Source organism: Rathayibacter sp. AY1H2 (assembly GCF_002931985.1).
Taxonomy (GTDB): domain Bacteria; phylum Actinomycetota; class Actinomycetes; order Actinomycetales; family Microbacteriaceae; genus Rathayibacter.
Genome location: NZ_PSUV01000010.1, coordinates 1 through 19,075, shown reverse-complemented (window position 1 = coordinate 19,075; position 19,075 = coordinate 1). Strand labels below are relative to the sequence as shown.

Below are 19,075 nucleotides of genomic sequence, written 5' to 3'. Positions count from 1 at the left end.
GTCAGTCCGCTCGATGGCGGCGAACCTTCGACGCCATCCCACTTCGCGCGAGCGCGGCAGCCTTCTCGGGCTGTCGCGCTCGCGCTTCTTTATCGAAGGAAAAGTGATGCTTGCTCGCCCTCTTCAGGTCGCTCCCGCTGTAGCGGTTGGCGACGCCATCCAACTCCGGGTCGGATCCGACACCATCACAGTCGAGAACCACGTCGCCGTGATCTGGTCAGTCCTTCGTTACACCAACGGGCTCAGAGCGTGGGACGACGTGGTGGACAAGGTCGCGAGCCAGGATGACGTGCCTCGTGAAACGGTCCTCGCCGTTGCGGAGGATCTAGAGAAGCTGGGAGTGCTCGCTGATTCGCGCACGCTTCAAGACGTCGTTCTCAGCTTCACCGACAATCCGATGCCGTTCTCGACCGACATGCGTATGAGCGACTACGCCGCCTACGAACACAGCACTGGCTGGCAAGCGCCTGGAGTCGGCATCGCGCTGAACCCAGTTCCCGAGGCGTCGTCCAGTCGACGGTCCTGCCGCTCCTACAGTGACTCAGAAGTGAGCATCGACAGCCTCGCAACCTTGCTGCAACAGGCCACCAACCGGCCACCATCGGCAGGTGGGCTCTACCCGATCCGGCTAGCCGTCGTTCTGAACCGATCCGCCGGCGATTTCGCGCCGGGGCTGTACCACTACGACTCGACGAAGCACGCCCTGATTCCGGGAGCGAGCACAAGCGCAGAAGAGCGGCGCTTCCTGCTCAACCGAGAGGATGGCGTGCACAACGCTCCGGTCGTGATCGTCGTAGCAGCCGACATGCAGCGACAGACGGCCAAGTACGCGAATCGCGGCTGGCGATACTCCCTCATCGAGGCCGGCGTCGCTGTCGATCGTCTTGTTGAAACAGCGACAAAAGTGCGTCTCGGTTCTCTCGTCTTCGGTGGTTACGACGACGATGCGATAAGCCGCGCGCTCTTCGGCGAAGACACACCGCGAGTTCGGTCCCTCGTCAGCGTCGCGGTCGGCCACCCGAGCTCCACCGCTGGACCGGATCTCGACCTCGAGGATCTTCACGCGCAAGTTGACGAACTCTTCGTCGGGGAGGGTCGACTCGTAGAAGGGGCAGGATTGACCAGCCTGTGGCGTCAGCCGGGTGACCTCTCGTTCCACCAGGTCCTCGCCACCATGAGGGCAGACGAGGATGCCTCAGTCGGGGAGGAAGAGAACCGCATGTGCGGCGGGACCGGAGCGTCGACCATCGCTGCCCGCGCGAAGGCGATCGTGGAGTGCGTCGAGCGGCACTCATCCGGGGTCGTTCGCATCGACAGATTCGGATCCGCCAGCGATGTGAATCCCTCGTTCGATCTGGCTCCTTACGCGCCCTTACGACCGGACCAAATCCGGAACAACGCGTTCCTGACCGAGTTCGAGCCCGAGACGCCAATCGAATGGGTGGAAGCGCTCGAGCTCCCATCTGGCGAGCAGACCTTCGTTCCCATCGACCTCGCGTTCTACCCGCTGTCCACGAAGTCGCTCGGACGTCCCCTGCTGTTCGCAGCGAACTCCTCAGGAGTCGCCTCGCACACCGACCCGCACGAAGCAATGCGCAGAGCCTTGCTCGAGCTCATCGAGCGGCACGCCGTCCTCACCTCGTGGCACGCGCAGCTCGCTCCACACCTCGTTCCGCAGGACGACCTCTCCGAGTACGCAACGAACCGGCGACGGTACTGGCGGGAGCAAGGCTACGACCTTCTGGTACTCGACTACACAGTCCTAGGAACACCTGTTGCTGGCGTCGCGATTGGGAGCGATGCACACTTCCCTGCGTTCGCCTTCGGCTCGGCCGCCGCTGTCGACTTCGACACCGCGGTCGTCAAGGCACTTCAAGAGGCCGAGGTTGGGATCGCCGGCTATCGGAGCCTCGAGGACGAAGCAATCGCTGCTGAAGTCGTCGCAACACCCATCCAGCACGGTCGGTTCCACGCTTACGACGAGCACCGAACCGCTTGGTCTTTCCTCCTCTCCTCTAAAACGCCAGCGGCGTACGTCACGCCGGACGCGCTTACCGATTTCGATCGTCTAGTAGCGGAGGTCGAACCAACGATGGTCACATTGGACTCCCCCGAGCCCATTCACACCGTTCGTGTCCTGTCGACACGACTCTTTCCCATCTCGTTCGGCGCCGGTCTTGAGCACCGCCCACAGTGGAGCGTCGCACCAGCGATCCCCCACTTCATCGCCTAACGCTGGTCACAACAGACGACCGGTCCGGTGTGACGTGCGGACGAGGAAAGGAAGGGTTCGCTGCACGGCCGCTAGCTAAAGAATGTGGAACGCGGCTGCTGGCACCGTCCAACCGCGTTCCGCGGCCGAGAGGAGGGCGGGGAGAGGAGCGCCGCACGCAACAGAGAGAGGGGGGAGCATCGATCGATGCTCCCCCCTCTCTCTGTTGCTCCTCAAGCATTCTTAACCGCTGCATGGTCCGGATGGTCAGCCACGCGCTCGACCTATAGCGACGGCTGTCGCTCAGGCTCGAACAGAACCTCGACGGGTATTTCATAGGGCTGCGGAACATGGTCAACGCGTTGTTGTCCGCGGCGCCGAATGGGTCGCGCCCAGCACTGATCTTGACCCCGGATGGTGGAGATGGGGTTATGCGGCCGCATCCGGGGGGAACATTCCGGTTGGGGGGTGCGGTGTAAGGGAGCATTTCGCCGGCCCGGTTCTCATCCGTCGACGTCGCGAACGGACCCGTGTGCGAGAGCAGTACCTTCATGTGCACGTCGAGGTGGCTGATCCAGTAGGCGCTCAGATCCGCCGGACTGGTGCGAACTTCCTCCCACATCCGCAGAGCGCTTCGATGCGGGTCAGCGCCTCGACGCTGCCCCACCACTTTGCTGCCCACCGCTCGCCGCCGTTCTGGCCCTTGGCCGTCACGCGGCGCCGGTATGAGGGCAGGAGGAACTTCCGGACCCACTCGTCGGCTGATCCGAAGTACGTCGGTGGCACTTCGTCCTCCGCCGCCTGCGCCGGTTCTGGTCGCACGTCGACCACTCGAGCGGGCGCCGAGAACGGATCCGGCTCGACGTCGAACACGTCCTCGTCGCTCATCACGCGCTCCGGCTCTCCGAGCCCTGCTCCACGTCGAGCTCTGCCGCCGGCTGCGCCTCGAGCGGAGGCATCACCGTCACGACGGACGACACCGGCGCGGAGTTCGCTGGTCCGCTGCTCGCGTCGTGGGCGGCGATGGAGGCGTTGATCGCGGCGACCTGCTCCTTGGGGCCGTTGTACCAGGGCACCGTGTCGACCAGGGCCGCACGGGAGCCGGAGGAGAGCATGATCGCGCGGCCGCGGCCCATGCTGGTGAGGTCCGCGACTTCGAGGATCTTCTCTCGGCGCAGCGCCGAGGTGGTCGAGCGAACGCCCTTGTTGTAGCTGGCGGAGGTGGTCTCCTTGTCGTAGGTGCCGATCAGCTCGGAGAGGGTGCGCAGGAATTCGTCCTCCGCGACACCGCCCGCGTACAGCTTCACGTTCGCGGCGGACCACAGCTTGAGCATGCCCTCCTTGCCGAACACGCCGACGCCCTGGGACCACGACTGGAACACGGCCATGATCGGGATCCCGCGCGAGCCGTAGTGGGAGTACAGGTCGGGGAGGTCCTTCCACCGGCAGACATTCGCGGCCTCATCGAGGACGGTGACGAGCGGCGTCGCGAGGCGCCCTCCGCGGGAGCGCGCGGCGTGTTCCTCGGCGGCTTCGATAGTCGCGGCGGTCAGGGCGGTGACGAGGGGGCCGGCGGTACCGGCGCCCTCCTTCGACAACGAGTAGAGCGTCTGGGTCGATGTCACGAAGGTTTCGGGGACGAACTGCGGGCGGGTGTCGTTCGGGCGGGCGTTCACCCAGTCGGCGGTCGCGGCGCGCTTCAAGCACACGGCCATGCCCTGCGCGGTCGAGTAGATTCCGTCGCGGGCTTTGTCGGCGGTGTTCATGATGCCGCGGACCGCTCGAGCGTTGGTGGGGTAGCCGTTGTCGTGCAGGAGCTCGACGGGTGTCTCGTCCTCGACGGAGGTCAGCCAGAGCAGCACGTCGCTGATCGGCCGGTTCCCGGCCGCGGCCGCGAGTAGCAGGTCGGACAGCAGCTCTTGCCCCTTGCCGTCGAAGTAGGCGTCGGTCTTCGCGTTCAGCGTCCGGGTGCCGGAGGCGAAGTGCGTTGCGAGCTTGGCGGCCTTGGTGTCGTCGGTGACGTAGGAGAGGGGGTTCCACCACCAGGTCGCGTCCTCGAATGCGACGCGCTGCGGGTCGAAGACCCACACGTGGCCCTTGGCGGCGGGGACGTCGCGGGTTGCGTCGAGCACGTCGCGCTTGTTCGACGTCGTGACGACGGGGCCGGGGGCGGCCATGATCGCGGGGATGACGAGGGAGGTCGACTTGCCCACTCGGGGGCCGGCGATCAGCAGCATCATGTCCTCGAACGAGGCGTAGAGCATCTGCTTCCCCAGGTGCAGCCGGCCCACCGGGACGCCGGGGTTCTCGGCGACGCCCAGGCGGGCGGACTTCTTGAGCGCCTGCTTGCGCATCATCGGCGCGAGGTCGCGCGGGGTCGCCATGTACTGGGCGGCGTGGTCGACGCTCGAGCGGTTCTTCCGCCCGAGCGAGCGCATCCACACGAGCCAGAGGCTGACGAGGACGATGACTGCGACGGCGGCCGCGGCGATCATCGTCGCGGACGTCGACCACACCACTCGGCCGCGGAACAGGCCCGAGATGATGTCGAACGGATCCGAGGGCAGGCCCTCGTTCACTCCGTCGAGCTGCGATCCGACCGCGACGGCCACCCAGACGATGCCGATAGCAGCGATCGCGGTGAGGGCGGCGCCGAGCATCAGGGCGTCGTCGTTGGCCTTGCCGGGTTCGCGGCGGCGGTTGTTGGCGGTGGCACTCATGCGGACTCCTCCGTGTAGATCGGGCCTGTCCACCGCGGCGTGCGGTCGTCGGCGGATGCTTGTTGCGAGGTCCCCCAGGAGAGGACCGCGAGGCCCCGCTCAGCGAACGAGCAGGGCAGGTCGGTCGTGTGGAACCGGTGATCGTATGGGGCCGCCCGTTGGCAGGCCCAGAGGTAGCCCTCGAACGCGAGCGTCGACGGGCAGCTCACGCGATCACTCGATCCCACTGGTCCCAGGCGACGAAGCCGGCCAGGAGCGCGACGCCGGCCCAGCAGACGGTGAGCAGGAACCGGTCGCGGTCCGCGGTCCGCTGACGGGCGCGGATCGCGCTGACGATCGATGCGCCGCCGGCGCCGGCGGCGACGCAGCTCGCGCCGAGCGCGACGAGGACGCTCACGGCAGGATCTCGACGTTCACGGGATCGGTGGGCAGCGGCTCCGCTGCGCGGCCGGCGCGGGAGGTCGCGTGCCAGAGCTTGTTGGTGTCGTTGACCTCCTTCTCTGCTGCGGCCAGCTCGACGCGCACCGGGATACCGGGACGTCCGCCGACCTTGATCAGGAAGCGGCCGCGTCCGGGCGGCTCTGACTCGTGCCCGGACACGGGGTCCCAGGCGGGCGGGTCCTGCCAGGAGGTGAGCATCCCCTGCTCCGCGATCGACATCGGCACGGCTGACGTCAGCAGCGGCATTTCCGCGCCGGGGAGGCCGCCGCAGATGACCATGCCGGAGCGTTCCACGAAGCCCTTCGCCTTCATCTGATCCTCCGAGGAGGCCAGTGCGAGGAGGTCGGACATGGTGTGGCTGATCATCGCCAGGCCGACGCCGCGCGCGCGGTTCAGGCGGGTGAGCGCGTCGAAGTGACGGCCCAGGGAGCGCTCTCCGCTGTGCGGTGGACGTACATGGGGTACTCCCCCGCGTCCGTGGGGAGAAGGATGCGCATCGTGAACACGCCATCACCGTCTCGGATGGTCGTAGCGCCTGTGATGCTCATGCAGGGCACGCGCGCAGGGTCCACCGTCCTGTAGGCCACTACTGGCCCGCGAACGGGTAGAGCTCGCCGATCCAGGTGTCGTAGGCGAGCGTTGCCCGGCAGAACGCCACCACTGCTTCCGTCGCTATCGCGACGGCTCCACCCACCAAACACGGTTCTGGGGACGGCGCTGCATCGACCGGCTGTACGCCCTCGAGGGTCGGCGTCGGCGATGAGGGTCTGGTGCTGAGGAGAGGTGAGGCGATCTTCGGTGACTCGTTCTCGTGTGGCGCCTCATCTGGCGACGTCGATGAGCAACCGCTCACGAGGAGGCCGGAGCGGCTGGGCGGCCTCAGACCGTGCGGGCCGTGCCGCCGTCGGCCACCATCTCCGCGCCCGGGACCGAGGCGGCGGCATCCGAAACGAGGAGGCCGATGACCTCGGCGGCCTCCTCGGACGCGGCCGGTCGGCCGAGCGGCACGAACGCCCGGCTAGCCGTGGAACCGGTTTCCGAAACGGTCCCTCGGGACGCACCCGGAGACGACGAGGGCCCGGCACCGTCCTGAGACGGTCCGGGCCCTCGGGCACCCAGGGTCTGCGCGTCAGCGGCGCAGCGTGTGGCTCGGCTTCTCGTCGAAGCGCACCTGATACGCGCTCGCGAAGCGGCCGAGGTTGCCGAAGCCCCACTCGCGGGCGACCGCGGCGACGGTGGTCGAGCAGGGGTCGCCGGCGACCAGGTCGGAGTGGGCGCGGTCCAGGCGCACGTCGCGCAGGTAGACCGACGGCGACACTCCGAGGTGCCGCTTCGTCGCCTGCTGCAGCGTGCGGGTGTGCAGACCGGCCGCGCGGGCGGCGTCTGCCGGGGTGATCGGCTCGTGGGCGTGGTGCTGGAGGAAGTCGAGCGCGACACGGGTGCGGGAGGCGGACGGGCGCCGCAGCACGGCCGGCACGTCCCACGCGCGCCACGGGAACAGCAGGAGCAGCACGCGGGCGAGGTCGAGCTCGGCGGTGAAGCGCACGAGCGGAGTGATCGCGGCCGTCGCGAGCGCGGCGCTCGCCTCCGTCACCGCGGCACGCCAGCGGGCGAGGACGCCGGGGTCGGCGTCCGCCGCGTGGTCGAAGGAGACGGGCTGGCGGGGGCCGGCGTGCGTCTCGGTCGCGACGTCCTCGAGGAACCCGGGGGCGAAGTGGATGAGGTTCTGCCGGTGCGGCTCGAACTCGAGCCCGAACTGGCGCTCCGCGGGGAACAGGAACGGGGCCGACAGCGCGCCGGTCCGGGTGAACGGCGGCAGGTTCAGGCGTCCGCCTCCGGCGCGGAACCAGCCGACGACGTACTCCTTCAGGTGGGGGACCTGGCCGGTGAGGGCGCCGGAGCAGTCGGAGGTGCGCAGGGTCACCCGGTCGCTGCCGCGGACGGCGTAGCGGTAGGAGAAGTTGCGCTGCAACGGAGCGACGCGGAACTCGCCTCCGCCGTACGCCTCGGAGTAGACGGCGGACGCGGCGGACGGATCGTCGCCGGAGGCTTCGTAGCGCCGGTCGGCCCGCTCGTCGCCCGCGAATGGGCTGCCGAGGGTGAAGGTCGACTCGCTCATGACGTCCGCCCGGGGCGGCGGCGGAGGGAGCAGTGCATGGGGGACTTCTTCCGGGTTCGGGGTCCGTGCGCTCGGGGGGACGCACGAGGGGTACGGAATCAAGACGTGTCGAGGAGCCGGAATGTCACGAATCCCGTCTCGAGGCGTCCCCCATCGGCGGCACTCGCAATCCGGCCAGCGGATTCGGCGGCCCGTTGTCAAGGCTGGTAGTCATGCCGGACGGCGCCCCACACTGAGGGCATCGGCGCGCGGGGACACCGCGCGCGGGACCGCGGAGGAGGCGCTCATCGACGACGACCCCCTCCTGAACGCGTCCGACGCGACCCTCGCCGCGCGCGCCGTCGACGGCGACGTGCAGGCGTTCGAGCAGCTCGCCCGCCGCCACGGCGCGCTCATGCGCGTCTACGCCGCGAAGCTCCTCGGCTCCGAGGCGGAGTCCGAGGACGTGGTGCAGGAGGCGTTCCTCACCGGCTGGCGGCGTCTGGCCGATCTCGACAGCCCGGCGCACATCCGCAACTGGCTGATGCGCATCGTCACCCACAAGGCGATCGACCGGATCCGCGTCCGCCGCCGCCACGACGACATCGACGACTGGGATCCGCCCGCGCCGCCCGAGCACTCCCCCGAGCGCATCGTCGAGGCACGACTCCAGCTGGACGCGGTCTGGGAAGCGCTGGACCGATTGCCTGCTGATCAGCGACGCTGTTGGCTACTCCGCGAGACCGCCGGCTACAGCTACCAGGAGATCGCCGACGCTCTCGAACTCCCCGTCTCGACGGTCCGCGGCCTCCTTGCCCGGGCCCGTCGATTCCTGCTCCACGAATTGGAGGCATGGCGATGACCGACGACGCCGCCGTGCCCGAGGACGACCTCGACGGCCACACGCTCGAGGAGCTGGGCGAGTACCTCGACCGCGGCCGCGAGCCGCGCGACCCCTCGATCGAGAACTCCGCCGCGTGCCGGCTCGCTCTCGCGAACCTCACCCGCCTCACCGAGCTCTCGGCGCGGGCGCTGCGGCAGGAGGCCGACCGCGAGCCCGACCGCGACGAGGTCTGGATCGCCGGCCTGCTCGACGCGATCCGCTCCGAGGTGCGCTCCGGCCGCGACATCCCCGTCCGCCACCCCGACCCGACCCTCCGCCTGGCGCTCACCGAGGCGGCCGTGCGCGGGATGATCCGCCGCGCCGGCGACACGATGGGCGGCGTCATCATGGGCCGCTGCACCCTCGACGGCGACGTCTCGGCTCCCGGCGCCGTGGTGCGGATCGACGTGACCTGCGCCCTCGAGTTCGGCCTGCCGGTCGCCGTGGCCGCCGACCGCCTGCGCGAGCGCATCCGCTACGCCCTGGAGCGCCACACCGAGCTGACCGTCGGCGCGATCGACGTGACGGTCGACGACGTGTACCCCCACCGGGAGGAGCGGGAATGACCGACGACACCGAGCTCTCGCAGCGGCTGACCGCCGAGATCCGCGACATCGAGGGCGTCGCGGGGGTCTATCCCGCCCAGCCGATCGTCGAGGCCGCGGCCGACGCGCTCGCCGTGAAACTGGACCTGCGGCAGCCCGACGTGCTGGTCGACATCGACCGGTCGGAGGGGTTCACCACGGTGAGCGCGCACATCGCCGCGTCCGCCGCACTGCCGGCCCCCGAGACGCTCCGGCTGGTGGGCGAGCGGATGCACGCGCTGCTCGCCGCCGACCCGTCGGTCTCGGGGCCGCTCGCCGTGAACGTGAAGGTGCGCCTCATCGAGGATTCGGGGCGCGCCGAGCACTGAGCGGGGCCGCCGCCGCCCCCCTCCCGCGAGAGGCCACCCGAGTACCTCGCGCGGCGTGCCGCGTACCGAGGTGGCGTCTCGCGGAAGGGATCAGGGGCAGCCCGTCCGGGTCAGCAGGAGACGAGGCGGTCGAAGCGGGACGCGACTCCCGAGCTGTCGCTGAACTTGCGGTTGATGACGCTCATCGTGTTGCAGCCGCTGTCCGGGCCGTTCTTCCAGATGACCTTGACGTTGCTCGCCTGGTCGCAGTGCCACCACACCGTGACCTGCGCGCGACCCAGGGAGTCGCGCTGCGAGCGGACCTCGTAGCAGTTGCCCGGGCCGCCGTTCTGGTAGACGAGCTGCCCGGCGGAGGCGGGGGTCGCGACGGCGACGGCCCCTCCGAGGGCGAGGGCGATCGCGGCGAGCGTGGCCGTGAGACGACGATGCATGGTGTTCTCCTTCGAACGGGCGATCGGAGGCGACGGCGGCCGCCCCTCTGCCAGCACCCTGGACCCGGCCCGGCCGAGCCCGGTCGTGAGCTTTCGTGCCGGAGATCACCCCGCCTGGAGGGTGGGGGGAGAGCGAGTACTCCTCACTAGCGTCGAGGCGCGTGCAGCTGCGCGCCCCTTCGACGCAGAGGACTCGCCATGCCTTCACGACTCCTCGACCGGCCGCGACTCGCCCTCGCCCTCGCGGCCCTGTGCCTCGGAGTGCTGGCGGCGACACCCCCGCAGGCGGTCGCCGCCCTCGCACCGGCGTCCACGACTCCGACCGCCTCGTCCGCCGGCCAGGCCGTCACTGCGGCACCCGCCGACGCCCCGGGCTGGACCACGCTCCTGCGCGACGACTTCACCGGGCCGGCGGGGGCGCCGGTCGGGAGTCAGTGGGAGCACGAGGTCGGCACCTGGGGCACCGGGGCGGTCGACCGGACGACCGCGTCGACGGCGAACGTCTTCCTCACGGGCGGCGGCGCTCTGGGCATCCGCGCCCTCCGCGACTCCGCCGGAGCATGGACGTCCGGGCGGATCGTCACCGCCGACAAGTCGTTCTCGGCGCCGGCGGGCGGCCGACTGCTGATGACCGCCTCGATCCAGCTGCCGGACGTCGCGCAGGCCACCGGCTACTGGCCCGCCTTCTGGGCTCTCGGGCGGGACGCGAACGCCGTCATCGACTGGCCGGCGACCGGCGAGTTCGACATGCTCGAGGCCGTCAACGGCACCGCCCAGGTGATCCAGACGCTGCACTGCGGAGCGCCGGACGGCGGCCCCTGCGACGAGCCCGCCGGCCGGACGAGCGGGATGCTGGACTGCGCGTCCTGCGTGACCGGGTTCCACCGCTACTCCGCCCTGCTCGACCGGACCGTGCCCGGCGACGAGCGCTTGGAGTTCCTCGTCGACGGCGTCACCCGGCACGTGGTGCGGGAGTCGGAGGTGGGGACGGCCGCGTGGCAGGCCGCGGTCCCGAACGACGTGCTGCTGATCCTGAACCTCGCCATCGGGGGCGGGCTGCCGAACGGGGTGTGCGGGTGCGACAGTGCAGCCGCTCCGAAGAGCTCCGGCGGGACGATGCTCGTCGACCACGTCGCGGTCTACCGGTCCGACGCTGCGCCGGCTCCGGTCGTCGTCGGGACCGCCGCGGTGGGCGCGACCCTGTCCTCCTCCGCCGGCCGGACGGAACCGCTCGTGCACCGCTGGGCGGCGGGAGGCGTCGACATCGCGGGAGTGACGGGTCCGGATCTCGTGGTCCCCTCCTCCGCGGTCGGCAAGCGGGTGACCGTGACAGTGAGCGCCGCCGACGGCTCCGGCCCGACGACCTCGCAGCCGACCGCACCGGTCGCCGCCGGCACCCTCGGCGCCGCGACGCCGACCGTCACGGGCACGGCCCGGGTCGGAGCGGTGCTCACGGCAGCCCCGGGTCCGTGGACGCCGACCCCCGTCAACCTCACCTACCGGTGGAAGGCGGACGGCGCGGCCATCGCGGGAGCGACGTCGCCGCGGTTCACGCTCACGAAGGCTCAGGCGGGGAAGCGGATCACGCTGACCGTCACCGGGACGAAGACCGGGTACACCACCGCGAGCCGGACCTCCGCGGCGACGGCGGTCGTGGGACGGTGACGGGCGCGGGCTGTCCCCCGCCCGCCACCGTGTCTCAGACCTCGCGCTTGCGGCGAGGAGCGATGCGCAGGACGGCGGTCCCCGCAGCGATGAGGGCGAAGGCCGCGAGTGCCAGCCAGACCGAGTCGAACCCGGTCATGGCGAGCGTTCCGGCACCGACTCCGGCTCCGGCGGCTGTTCCGATGTGGTTGTACATGTCTCTCTCTCTGTTTCACCAGTCGCGCCGACGGCGTGTCAGCGCATCCAGGTAGGCCTTGGTGTGGACGACCTGCAGGAACAGGTCGACGACGAGCTCGTACATCGACGCGGCGGCGAGCATGTACCGCCAGCCGCGGTCGCGGACCGTCACGATCCGCTCGACGACGAAGATCGCGGTGACGGCCAGCCAGAACGGCTGGAGGCTCAGCTCGCCCCAGCCGACGGCGTAGACGATCGTGGCCAGGTAGACGTAGGTGATGATGCAGCCGAGCATCGTGAGCAGCTGGCGCCCCCAGTAGGGAGCCGTGACCCGCGTGAAGCCGTACTGCACGCAGTTCTCGACCGCTCCGCGCTTCCAGCGCAGGCGCTGACGCCAGAGGTCTCCCCAGGTCGGCATGACCTCGGTGACGAGGGTGCAGCCGGCGGGGCTCAGCACGTCGTAGCCGAGGTGGCGGATCGCGAACGTGAGCTCGTTGTCCTCGGTGAGGACGGTGGTGTCGTAGATGCCGCCGATGCCGTCTCCGGAGGGGAGGGAGCCGGCCAGGCGGGCCGCGCTGATGCGGCGCATCACGGCGACCTGGAGCACGGCCGCGGTGCCCGTGACGACGAGGCACTTCCCGTTCAGCCGGCGCACGTCGCGGGCGTAGCGCGCGTACTCGTTGCGCTGGAGGTGGCCGACGAAGCCGCCGCCCTCGCCGCCGCGGAACACTCCTCCGACCGCGCCGATGCCGCCGTGCAGCCTGCCGCGGGCGATCTCGAGGAACCCGGGGTCGAGCGCGGAGTCGGCGTCCTGCACGAGCACCAGGTCGTCGTCCTGCAACCCCGGGAGGACCTCGGCGAGGAACTGGTTCAGGCCGCCCGCCTTCTTGTGGCTGTTCCCGACGGTGACGAACACCTCGGCGCCGTGCGCGAGAGCGATCTCGACCGTGGCGTCGGTGCAGTTGTCGGCGATGACGACGATCCGGTCCGGCGGCCAGGTCTGCCGGCGCAGGCCCTCGATCGCCGCGGCGATCCCGGCCTCCTCGTTGTGGGCGGGGAGGGCGGCGACCAGGTCGCCGATGCGCGACGAGGCGCGGCGGCCGCTGCGGGGGCGCGTGCCGCGGATCGGAGTGGATGCCGGAGGGAGCCGGTCGGCGTCGACGGCGGGGAGCACGGTGCGCTCGAGGACCGCGGCGGGGGCCGGCGGACGCTCGAGCAGCGCGGTCGGCGCAGCCGGACGCTCCGGGAGCGCGGTCGCGGCGGACGGACGCTCCAGGAGCGCGGTCACGGCGGACGGACGCTCGACCACGGCGGTCGGCGCGGCCGGACCCTCGACCATCGCGGCCCGACGCTCGACCATCGCGGCCCGACGCTCCAGGACAGCGGCCGGCACGACCGGTCGCGCGACCACCGCGGACGGGGCGGCCGGATGCTCCAGCACCGCGGCCGGGGCGGCGGGAACCGTCACCGCTCCGGCAGGCAGCGCGGACGCCAGGCGGCGCGGAGCGGAGACCCGTTCGCGCCCGGAGCGGGCGGCACGGCGTCCCGAGAGCGGGCGCGAGGCCGTCTCGTCGTGAGCCTCCCAGGTCGCCCGGCGACGGGGAGCCGTCGGCTCGTCCGCGCCGTGGCCGGGCTGTGTCCTCATGACTGTTCCTCTCCGCGCCCGGGGGCCGATGTGCGCTGATGAGCGCCCGCGCGGAACGGAGGTCGTCGCCGGGGAGGGCGCGACCCGAGTGAGGAACGGCGTCCGACGGGGGGATCGGAGCAGGGCCTGACAGAGGACAGCATCGGGGGGGTGCTGCGATCAACCTAGGGGCACGGAGATGATGGAAGCAAACAAAATTTGTCACCCTAAAGGGGCCACGCAAGGTCCTTGCGCCTTCTTCGTCTTCGTCGTAGCCGATCCGTCGGCTCGCCGAGCCTCCTCCACACCCGGCGCACCCCTCTCCGCTCGGCCCCGCGACGGGCCGTTCGGGGGTCGGCGGCGCTCTTGTGCGTCGAGCCGCCGGGGTCCACCATCGAGCGACGGCCCCCGCCCGGGGCGGCCGCACCCGACGGGTCAGGGGCGCCATGCGGTCGCGAGGTCTGCTCTTCTGCCTGATCCCGCCGATCCTCTGGGGCGGCATGCTCCCGGTCGCGGACAGCATCGCGGCGACGGTCGACTCCTTCTTCATGACCCTCATCCGCTACACGGCCGCCGCGGTCGTCCTGGCCGCGCTGCTCGCCCGGGCGGAGGGGCTCCGCGCCTTCCGGCTCGACGGCCGCGGGTGGCGGCTGGCGCTGCTCGGCGCCTCCGGATTCGCCGGCTTCGGCCTGCTCGCCTTCACGGCTCTGCGGTTCACCTCGGCCCCGAACGTCAGCCTGATGATGGGGATGATGCCCGCGATCGGCGCAGTGCTCGCGAGCATCGGCGCGCGTCGCCTGCCGCCGGCCGCCACCGTCGGCTGCATCCTGCTCGCGCTCGCCGGAGTCGCGCTCGTCGTCACCCGCGGCGACGTCGCCCTCCTCCTCGACGGCGAGCTGGGGTTCGGCGAGCTGCTCGCCCTACTCGGAGCGATCTGCTGGGTCGTCTACACGCGCGGAGCCGCGGCGTTCCCCGGCTGGTCGGCGCTGCGGTACTCGACGCTCACCACCGCGCTCGGCTGCCCCTCGATCGCCGTCGCGGTCGCCGTGGCGACGGCCACCGGCTCCGCGCACCCGCCGACCGGGGCCGAGGTGCTCGCGGCCTGGCCGCAGCTGGCCTACCTGATCCTTCTGGCCGGCGTCGTCGCCGTGCTGCTGTGGAACACGGGCATCAAGCTGCTCGGCGCCCTCAACGGCACGCTCTTCCAGAACCTCGTCCCGGTGACGACCTTCGCGATCAGCATGGCGGGCGGCTACCGGCCGGGGCCCGTCGCCCTGCTCGGCGCGGCCGTCGTCGTGACGGCGCTGCTGCTCAACAACTGGGCGACGCGGCGCGCGGCCGCGGTCGCCGCGCGTCCCGCGGCGGTGCCGGCTCCGGTGCGCTGAGCGCACCGCGGGAGCCTCCCGCTCGGGGCGGTCACTGGTCGGAGTTGCCGGCCCAGCGGACGGAGCCCTGCGCCTCCTCCTTGCTGATCGGGGACACTGTGCGGCAGTGCGAGCACTCGAGCAGGTAGCGGGTCGAGACGGTCAGGACGGGGACGAAGAAGAGCGAGAGGCGCGTCCGGCGGCGGAGGATCCGCTGCTCGTCGCGCTGCCCGCAGACGCGGCAGACGAAGACGAGCGTCCGGAGGAGGTCCTCGACGGCTCGGGTCCCGAAGATGAGGAGCATGCGTCCGAGCGTAGGGAGCAGGGCGCGCTCGGCGGAGGGGGTTGCCGGGGCGCCGTCGCCGCGAAGCGCCGGGCGCAGACGACCACGGCGAGCGCCGTCTCGAGCAGGTCGCCTCCGTAGAACAGCAGGAGCGCCGCCTGGCGTCCGGTCTCGTCCGGCGCCTCCGCGTAGAGCACCGTCGCGAGCAGCGCGTGCGCGGCGATGCCCGCTCCGAGCACCCCCAGGCGCAGGCCGAACGGGGCGCGGTGCGGGTTCGGATCGACTCCGGCGAGCGCCGCCGTCATCAGGCAGCCGCTGAGCAGGAAGTGCACGCCGAGTGCGAGGTGCAGCAGCGGATCCGCGTGCGCGGCGGCGAGCAGTCCGGTCGCGTGCACGAGCCAGAGGGAGCCCGTCGAGAGCAGGAGCGCCGTCACCGGGTGGGCGAGGAGACGGGCCGGGCGGCTCCGGAGCAGCCGCGAGAGCCGTCGGGCCGCCGTGACGTCGAGCGCGCGCAGGGCCAGGGTGACGGGGGCCGAGAGCACCAGGAGGAGCGGCGCGAGCATCCCGAGGACCAGGTGCGTCAGCATCGCCCCGCGCGGATCCGCGTGCGACCACTCCGCGAGCGGACCCGTGAAGCAGAGCGCCGCGGTCGCGAGCCCGCCGAGGAGCAGGGCGGTGCGGTGGAGCGGCCACGGCCGTCCGCGCCGCCGCTCGAGTGCCGCGGCGCCCCCTCCGAGCGCCGCCGCCGCCGCCAGCGGGACCAGGAGCAGCAGGCCCGGGTCGAGCAGGGAGTGGTCGGCGTGCGGGGTCACGCCGTCGCGCGCCGCCGCCGCGGCAGGAGGAGCAGGCCCGCCGCGAGCAGCACCGCTCCCGAGGCGATCCAGGCGGAGTCGTAGAGGAGCAGGTCGACGTCGTAGCGCACCTGGTGCACCCGGAGCAGCTTGTGGTCGACGACTCCGTCCCACAGCTGGAACAGCCCCGCCCCCGTGAGCCCCGCGGCCCACGCCGTGCGCGGACGCAGAGCGGATCGGCGCCGGGCGTCGGCGAGCAGGAAGCCGCCGCCGACGAGCGCGAGGATCTCGGCCGCGTGCAGCAGCCCGTCCGAGAGCAGGCCGATCGCCGGAGTGGAGCGGTCGTAGAAGTGGTGCCAGGCGAGGATCTGGTGGAAGACGATCTCGTCGACGGCCGCCATGAGGCCGACTCCGATCAGGAGGCCGCCCTGGAACGCCCGGTCGCCGCGGAGTCCCCGACGCCGCATCCGGTCCCCTCCCGATCGAGTGCCGGGGCCCCGGGATCCCGAGACCCCCGCGCCTCCTCCCGAGGCCCCGCCTTCAGGGAAGCGGACGCACGGATCGCGGCCTAGAGGGTTGACTCCTCGGGCCCGCGCCGGACGTGCTCCCCCTGCGCTACGGGCTGGGCCGACGAGGCGCAACCCCGCGCGAGGGGCGCTCCCGTTCGGGAGAGTGGAGGCATGCAGCAGCTGACCTACGCCTCCAAGAGCTTCGTGACGACCGACGCCGTGACCGAGGCCCTCCTCGACCTGGTGACCGCGATCGACCGCCAGGAGCACTCCGAAGCGGTCACGGTCCCGGCGTTCACCGAGGACGGCGAGCTCATCGAGGCGAAGATGACGCTCGACGCGAGCAGCGAGCTCGTCGCCGTCCCCGTCGAGGTCTCCATCAAGGACGAGGAGTCGACCACCGGCGCCGTCGAGGCCGCCGTCGAGGACATCCGCTCCCGCATCAAGAGCAACCGCGCCACGATCGCGCGCCCCGTGATCGACGAGGACCCGGAGCCCTACAACTACGAGGAGTTCTGAGCAGCGCCTGCGGGCCTCCACGCATCCGCACCTCCGCACGGAGGTGCCCGGATGCGCTCACGACACGCCGGAACTGTCGGCCGATCCGAGCACCACAGCGCGGATCCTCGCCCTGCGCCTCTTGACCGGGGGCGCCGCAGGGAGTCGGATGAGGGCGTGCGCGCGCTGGTCCCCGTCTCCGATCCGTGGTCCGTCGACGGGAGCGGGCGGACGAACGACGGGCCGGTCGATGACCTCTCGGTCCGCGCCGAGCGGGACGGCGGCTCGTACTCGGTCCGGACGCTGCGGCTGACCGGTGTCCGCCTCGGGCCGCGCGGCTCGGTGCACAGAGTGGTCACCGATCCGGTCGCGACGGCCGCGCTCGCGATCGGGTCGCTCCTCCTCTCGCTGATCTCCGCCGGCCTGCCCGTGGACCGGACGCGAGCGGCGATGGTGGCGGCGGTGGAGGCGGGCTCAGGAGCTGGCCGCCGACCGGCCCGCGTGGGACGTGAGCCCCCTCCCCCTCGACGGGATCGACTACGCGCTCTTCACCCGGACCCTGCCCGAGGGCGCCGTCGCGCACGCCGACCTCGGCTGGGCCGTCGTCGCGCTGTGGAGCACAGGCCCGCTCCCCCGGGGTCCCTTCCACCTGCTCGACATCCCCGACGAGCCCGTCCCGCGCTGAGTCGCCCGGATCGGCTCGCGACACCCCGCAGCGGGGAGCCGATCCGGGCGACTCAGCGAACGGGTCAGCGCACTCAGCGCAGGGTCACGCGCCCGCGACCGTGGAGCCGCGCACCAGCAGCTCGGTCGGCAGCAGCGTCACGCGCTGCACCTCCTCGCCCGCCAGGAGTCGCACCAGCACGTCCGCCATCGCCTCGCCGAGGCCTGTGGAGGGCTGGCGCACCGTGGTGAGGCGCGGCTCGCTCGCCTCGGCGAAGTAGTCGCCGTCGAAGCCCGCGAGCGCGATGTCGCCCGGCACCGTGAGGCCGCGCTCGCGCAGCGCCGTCAGGGCGCCCGCCGCCATCTGGTCGTTGGAGGCGAAGACCGCGTCGATCGGCCGCCCGGAGTCGAGCAGGCGGCGCATCGCGGTCGCGCCGTCCTCGGGCGAGTAGTCGCCGTACTCGACGAGCGAGTCGTCGAGGCCCGCGGCGGTGACGGCCGAGCGCCAGCCGGACAGGCGGTCGATCGCGGCGGGCATGTCCTGGCGGCTCGCGATCATCGCGGGGGCCGTGCGGCCGAGGCCCAGGAGGTGCTCGGTGACCGTGCGCGCCGCTCCGGTGTTGTCGACGTCGACGAAGTAGCTGCCGCCCTCCTCCGTCAGCGGCCGCCCGCCGAAGACCACGGGGAGCGAGGCGCCGAGCTGCGCGTAGGAGTGGTCGCCGCTGTGGTGCGAGACGACGAGCGCGCCGTCGACGTTGCCGCCGAGCAGGTAGCGCCGCGTCTTCTCGGGAGCCGCCTCCGACGCGATCACGATGGTGAGCGTGTACTCGGTGCCGGCGAAGGCCATCGCGGCGCCCTGCACGACCGAGGCGAGGAACGGATCCGCGAACACCTTCGCCGCCGACTCCGGCACCACGAGCGCGACGGTCTGCGTGCGGCGGCTGGCGAGGGAGCGCGCGGCGCGGTTGGGCACGTAGCCGAGCTGCTCGATCGCGGCGAGCACGGCTGTCCGGGCGCCGTCCTTCACGCGCGGGGAGTCGTTGACGACCCGGCTGACCGTGGCGCGGGAGACTCCGGCCAGCGCGGCGACGGCTTCGAGGGTCGGGGCGGCCGAGGCGGTGTCGTGGGTCATGCAGGCCTTCCTCGCGGGTGCCTCCGAGGCTAGCCGAGCGCCGGAGGAGCGGGACCGTGGAGGGCGTCCTCGGCGCGAAGGGGCGCGGATCGCGGCCATTCGGGGGTGATGCGGGGCGGCGGACCGGGCCGGCGGAGCGAGTCCGCGGCGTGCGAGGGCTCGGATAGCGACCGTCCGGGGTGACGCCGGGCGGTCGGGGGCGCCGCCTCGGCGATGGCCGACACGACCGGCGCGCAGCGATCGATCGCCCGCCACCGGCAGCAGGCCGCCCCCGTGACGGTCAGCGCCCGCGGCGGAAGCGCGCGAGGAGTCTCCGGAGCCGCTCGGCCTGCCGGTCGGTGAAGTCGTTCGACAGCCGGAACGCCTCGCTCGTCGGATCCGCCCCGTTCGCGACGTCGCGGATGGCGCGCAGCGCCTGCTCCGACGGCGTCGGCCCGTCCCCTGGACGCGGCTGCGCCGGCCCGCTCGAGGGGTCCTCCTCGCGCGGGTCCTTCGGCTCCATGTCGCCTCCTCCGCGCCAGCCTAGGCGGCGGCAGGTCGGGCCAGGAGACCCGAACGGGGCGTGATCGGCGGGATCCTGCGCGGCAGTGGTCGGGATGCTCCGAGCACGACGACCGGCCGGGTCGCGAACCCACCGGCCGCCCAGTGCACTGCCCGATCCCTCCCCGCAG

General features: G+C 71.8%; 22 protein-coding genes and 1 pseudogene. 8 read left to right on the top strand and 15 right to left on the bottom strand.

What is annotated here, in order from left to right; genetic code table 11:
• Positions 1 to 13 precede the first annotated feature (13 nt).
• Complete coding sequence (locus C5C29_RS08780) at positions 14 to 2,233, top strand: YcaO-like family protein (RefSeq protein ID WP_104308262.1); 2,220 nt, start codon at positions 14 to 16, stop codon at positions 2,231 to 2,233.
• On the opposite strand, the gene C5C29_RS17660 is transcribed toward C5C29_RS08780, so the two are convergent.
• The 7 genes and pseudogenes from C5C29_RS17660 to C5C29_RS08740 all read right to left on the bottom strand — a co-directional run bounded on the left by C5C29_RS17660 (position 2,223) and on the right by C5C29_RS08740 (position 7,492).
• Positions 2,223 to 2,834 carry a DUF4913 domain-containing protein gene (locus C5C29_RS17660; protein ID WP_104308261.1) on the bottom strand — a complete coding sequence of 204 codons (612 nt, stop codon included), beginning with the start codon at positions 2,832 to 2,834 and terminating at the stop codon, positions 2,223 to 2,225. The genes C5C29_RS08780 and C5C29_RS17660 overlap by 11 nt on opposite strands.
• Complete coding sequence (locus tag C5C29_RS08770; protein WP_104308260.1) at positions 2,798 to 3,100, bottom strand: DUF4913 domain-containing protein; 303 nt, start codon at positions 3,098 to 3,100, stop codon at positions 2,798 to 2,800. Before C5C29_RS08770 ends, C5C29_RS17660 begins: the two co-directional genes overlap by 37 nt.
• Positions 3,100 to 4,932 carry a type IV secretory system conjugative DNA transfer family protein gene (locus C5C29_RS08765; protein ID WP_104308259.1) on the bottom strand — a complete coding sequence of 611 codons (1,833 nt, stop codon included), beginning with the start codon at positions 4,930 to 4,932 and terminating at the stop codon, positions 3,100 to 3,102. Before C5C29_RS08765 ends, C5C29_RS08770 begins: the two co-directional genes overlap by 1 nt.
• Before the next feature lie 205 nt (positions 4,933 to 5,137).
• Positions 5,138 to 5,329 carry a hypothetical protein gene (locus C5C29_RS08755; RefSeq protein ID WP_104308257.1) on the bottom strand — a complete coding sequence of 64 codons (192 nt, stop codon included), beginning with the start codon at positions 5,327 to 5,329 and terminating at the stop codon, positions 5,138 to 5,140.
• Positions 5,326 to 5,784 (bottom strand): annotated as a pseudogene (locus tag C5C29_RS08750) (ATP/GTP-binding protein); the annotation flags it as partial. The gene C5C29_RS08755 and the pseudogene C5C29_RS08750, both read right to left, overlap by 4 nt.
• Before the next feature lie 468 nt (positions 5,785 to 6,252).
• Positions 6,253 to 6,381: a hypothetical protein gene (locus tag C5C29_RS17450; protein WP_258069479.1), complete on the bottom strand. Its 129-nt coding sequence runs from the start codon at positions 6,379 to 6,381 to the stop codon at positions 6,253 to 6,255.
• 121 nt (positions 6,382 to 6,502) lie between these two features.
• Positions 6,503 to 7,492: a helix-turn-helix transcriptional regulator gene (locus tag C5C29_RS08740; protein WP_104308255.1), complete on the bottom strand. Its 990-nt coding sequence runs from the start codon at positions 7,490 to 7,492 to the stop codon at positions 6,503 to 6,505.
• 352 nt (positions 7,493 to 7,844) lie between these two features.
• Here C5C29_RS08740 and C5C29_RS08735 point away from each other — a divergent pair, with 352 nt between their 5' ends.
• Genes C5C29_RS08735 through C5C29_RS08725 form a run of 3 tightly spaced genes read left to right on the top strand, consistent with a single transcriptional unit; the run spans position 7,845 to position 9,267 of the window.
• Positions 7,845 to 8,333 (top strand): RNA polymerase sigma factor, encoded by a 489-nt coding sequence (locus C5C29_RS08735; RefSeq protein ID WP_244248147.1) that lies wholly within the window; start codon positions 7,845 to 7,847, stop codon positions 8,331 to 8,333.
• Entirely contained in the window at positions 8,330 to 8,920 is a 591-nt protein-coding gene (locus tag C5C29_RS08730) for an Asp23/Gls24 family envelope stress response protein (protein WP_146076902.1), read from the top strand. The genes C5C29_RS08735 and C5C29_RS08730 overlap by 4 nt, the downstream gene beginning before the upstream one ends.
• Complete coding sequence (locus tag C5C29_RS08725; RefSeq protein WP_104223972.1) at positions 8,917 to 9,267, top strand: hypothetical protein; 351 nt, start codon at positions 8,917 to 8,919, stop codon at positions 9,265 to 9,267. The genes C5C29_RS08730 and C5C29_RS08725 overlap by 4 nt, the downstream gene beginning before the upstream one ends.
• A 110-nt stretch (positions 9,268 to 9,377) precedes the next feature.
• On the opposite strand, the gene C5C29_RS08720 is transcribed toward C5C29_RS08725, so the two are convergent.
• Complete coding sequence (locus C5C29_RS08720) at positions 9,378 to 9,698, bottom strand: hypothetical protein (RefSeq protein ID WP_104308253.1); 321 nt, start codon at positions 9,696 to 9,698, stop codon at positions 9,378 to 9,380.
• 198 nt (positions 9,699 to 9,896) lie between these two features.
• On the opposite strand from C5C29_RS08720, the gene C5C29_RS08715 reads away from it, so the two are divergent.
• Positions 9,897 to 11,363 carry a family 16 glycosylhydrolase gene (locus C5C29_RS08715; protein ID WP_104308252.1) on the top strand — a complete coding sequence of 489 codons (1,467 nt, stop codon included), beginning with the start codon at positions 9,897 to 9,899 and terminating at the stop codon, positions 11,361 to 11,363.
• 34 nt (positions 11,364 to 11,397) lie between these two features.
• Here C5C29_RS08715 and C5C29_RS17135 read toward each other — a convergent pair whose 3' ends face one another.
• Complete coding sequence (locus tag C5C29_RS17135; RefSeq protein WP_167305255.1) at positions 11,398 to 11,559, bottom strand: hypothetical protein; 162 nt, start codon at positions 11,557 to 11,559, stop codon at positions 11,398 to 11,400.
• A 15-nt stretch (positions 11,560 to 11,574) separates the two neighbouring features.
• Positions 11,575 to 13,185, bottom strand: a complete 1,611-nt coding sequence (locus C5C29_RS08710; protein WP_258069478.1) for a glycosyltransferase family 2 protein — start codon at positions 13,183 to 13,185, stop codon at positions 11,575 to 11,577.
• A 425-nt stretch (positions 13,186 to 13,610) separates the two neighbouring features.
• On the opposite strand from C5C29_RS08710, the gene C5C29_RS08705 reads away from it, so the two are divergent.
• The gene (locus tag C5C29_RS08705) at positions 13,611 to 14,549 is read left to right on the top strand and encodes a DMT family transporter (RefSeq protein ID WP_104308251.1); all 939 of its coding nucleotides are present in this window, start codon (positions 13,611 to 13,613) and stop codon (positions 14,547 to 14,549) included.
• A gap of 31 nt (positions 14,550 to 14,580) precedes the next feature.
• On the opposite strand, the gene C5C29_RS17655 is transcribed toward C5C29_RS08705, so the two are convergent.
• From C5C29_RS17655 to C5C29_RS08690, 3 genes are read right to left on the bottom strand one after another with little or no spacing between them, the layout of a single operon-like run.
• Positions 14,581 to 14,739, bottom strand: a complete 159-nt coding sequence (locus tag C5C29_RS17655; protein WP_374953052.1) for a hypothetical protein — start codon at positions 14,737 to 14,739, stop codon at positions 14,581 to 14,583.
• On the bottom strand, positions 14,691 to 15,623 hold the full coding sequence (locus tag C5C29_RS08695) for a cytochrome c oxidase assembly protein (RefSeq protein ID WP_104223967.1): 933 nt from the start codon (positions 15,621 to 15,623) through the stop codon (positions 14,691 to 14,693). The genes C5C29_RS17655 and C5C29_RS08695 overlap by 49 nt, the downstream gene beginning before the upstream one ends.
• Positions 15,620 to 16,069: a DUF2243 domain-containing protein gene (locus C5C29_RS08690; RefSeq protein WP_104268776.1), complete on the bottom strand. Its 450-nt coding sequence runs from the start codon at positions 16,067 to 16,069 to the stop codon at positions 15,620 to 15,622. Before C5C29_RS08690 ends, C5C29_RS08695 begins: the two co-directional genes overlap by 4 nt.
• Positions 16,070 to 16,282: 213 nt before the next feature.
• Here C5C29_RS08690 and C5C29_RS08685 point away from each other — a divergent pair, with 213 nt between their 5' ends.
• Positions 16,283 to 16,630, top strand: coding sequence for a hypothetical protein (locus tag C5C29_RS08685; protein WP_104223965.1), 348 nt, complete (start codon positions 16,283 to 16,285; stop codon positions 16,628 to 16,630).
• 487 nt (positions 16,631 to 17,117) lie between these two features.
• Entirely contained in the window at positions 17,118 to 17,294 is a 177-nt protein-coding gene (locus tag C5C29_RS17130) for a hypothetical protein (RefSeq protein WP_181128793.1), read from the top strand.
• A gap of 84 nt (positions 17,295 to 17,378) precedes the next feature.
• Here the strand turns inward: C5C29_RS17130 and C5C29_RS08680 are convergent, their stop codons facing one another.
• Positions 17,379 to 18,404 carry a LacI family DNA-binding transcriptional regulator gene (locus tag C5C29_RS08680; RefSeq protein WP_104223963.1) on the bottom strand — a complete coding sequence of 342 codons (1,026 nt, stop codon included), beginning with the start codon at positions 18,402 to 18,404 and terminating at the stop codon, positions 17,379 to 17,381.
• Positions 18,405 to 18,684: 280 nt separating this feature from the next.
• Positions 18,685 to 18,906, bottom strand: a complete 222-nt coding sequence (locus tag C5C29_RS08675; RefSeq protein ID WP_104308250.1) for a hypothetical protein — start codon at positions 18,904 to 18,906, stop codon at positions 18,685 to 18,687.
• Between the last annotated feature and the right edge of the window lie 169 nt (positions 18,907 to 19,075).

Coding starts and splice junctions, on each gene's coding strand:
- C5C29_RS08780 (WP_104308262.1), top strand. CDS start 14: ATGGCGGCGAACCTTCGACGCCATCCCACTTCGCGCGAGCGCGGCAGC.
- C5C29_RS17660 (WP_104308261.1), bottom strand. CDS start 2,834: ATGTGGGAGGAAGTTCGCACCAGTCCGGCGGATCTGAGCGCCTACTGG.
- C5C29_RS08770 (WP_104308260.1), bottom strand. CDS start 3,100: ATGAGCGACGAGGACGTGTTCGACGTCGAGCCGGATCCGTTCTCGGCG.
- C5C29_RS08765 (WP_104308259.1), bottom strand. CDS start 4,932: ATGAGTGCCACCGCCAACAACCGCCGCCGCGAACCCGGCAAGGCCAAC.
- C5C29_RS08740 (WP_104308255.1), bottom strand. CDS start 7,492: ATGAGCGAGTCGACCTTCACCCTCGGCAGCCCATTCGCGGGCGACGAG.
- C5C29_RS08730 (WP_146076902.1), top strand. CDS start 8,330: ATGACCGACGACGCCGCCGTGCCCGAGGACGACCTCGACGGCCACACG.
- C5C29_RS08725 (WP_104223972.1), top strand. CDS start 8,917: ATGACCGACGACACCGAGCTCTCGCAGCGGCTGACCGCCGAGATCCGC.
- C5C29_RS08720 (WP_104308253.1), bottom strand. CDS start 9,698: ATGCATCGTCGTCTCACGGCCACGCTCGCCGCGATCGCCCTCGCCCTC.
- C5C29_RS08715 (WP_104308252.1), top strand. CDS start 9,897: ATGCCTTCACGACTCCTCGACCGGCCGCGACTCGCCCTCGCCCTCGCG.
- C5C29_RS17135 (WP_167305255.1), bottom strand. CDS start 11,559: ATGTACAACCACATCGGAACAGCCGCCGGAGCCGGAGTCGGTGCCGGA.
- C5C29_RS08710 (WP_258069478.1), bottom strand. CDS start 13,185: ATGAGGACACAGCCCGGCCACGGCGCGGACGAGCCGACGGCTCCCCGT.
- C5C29_RS08705 (WP_104308251.1), top strand. CDS start 13,611: ATGCGGTCGCGAGGTCTGCTCTTCTGCCTGATCCCGCCGATCCTCTGG.
- C5C29_RS08690 (WP_104268776.1), bottom strand. CDS start 16,069: ATGCGGCGTCGGGGACTCCGCGGCGACCGGGCGTTCCAGGGCGGCCTC.
- C5C29_RS08685 (WP_104223965.1), top strand. CDS start 16,283: ATGCAGCAGCTGACCTACGCCTCCAAGAGCTTCGTGACGACCGACGCC.
- C5C29_RS08680 (WP_104223963.1), bottom strand. CDS start 18,404: ATGACCCACGACACCGCCTCGGCCGCCCCGACCCTCGAAGCCGTCGCC.
- C5C29_RS08675 (WP_104308250.1), bottom strand. CDS start 18,906: ATGGAGCCGAAGGACCCGCGCGAGGAGGACCCCTCGAGCGGGCCGGCG.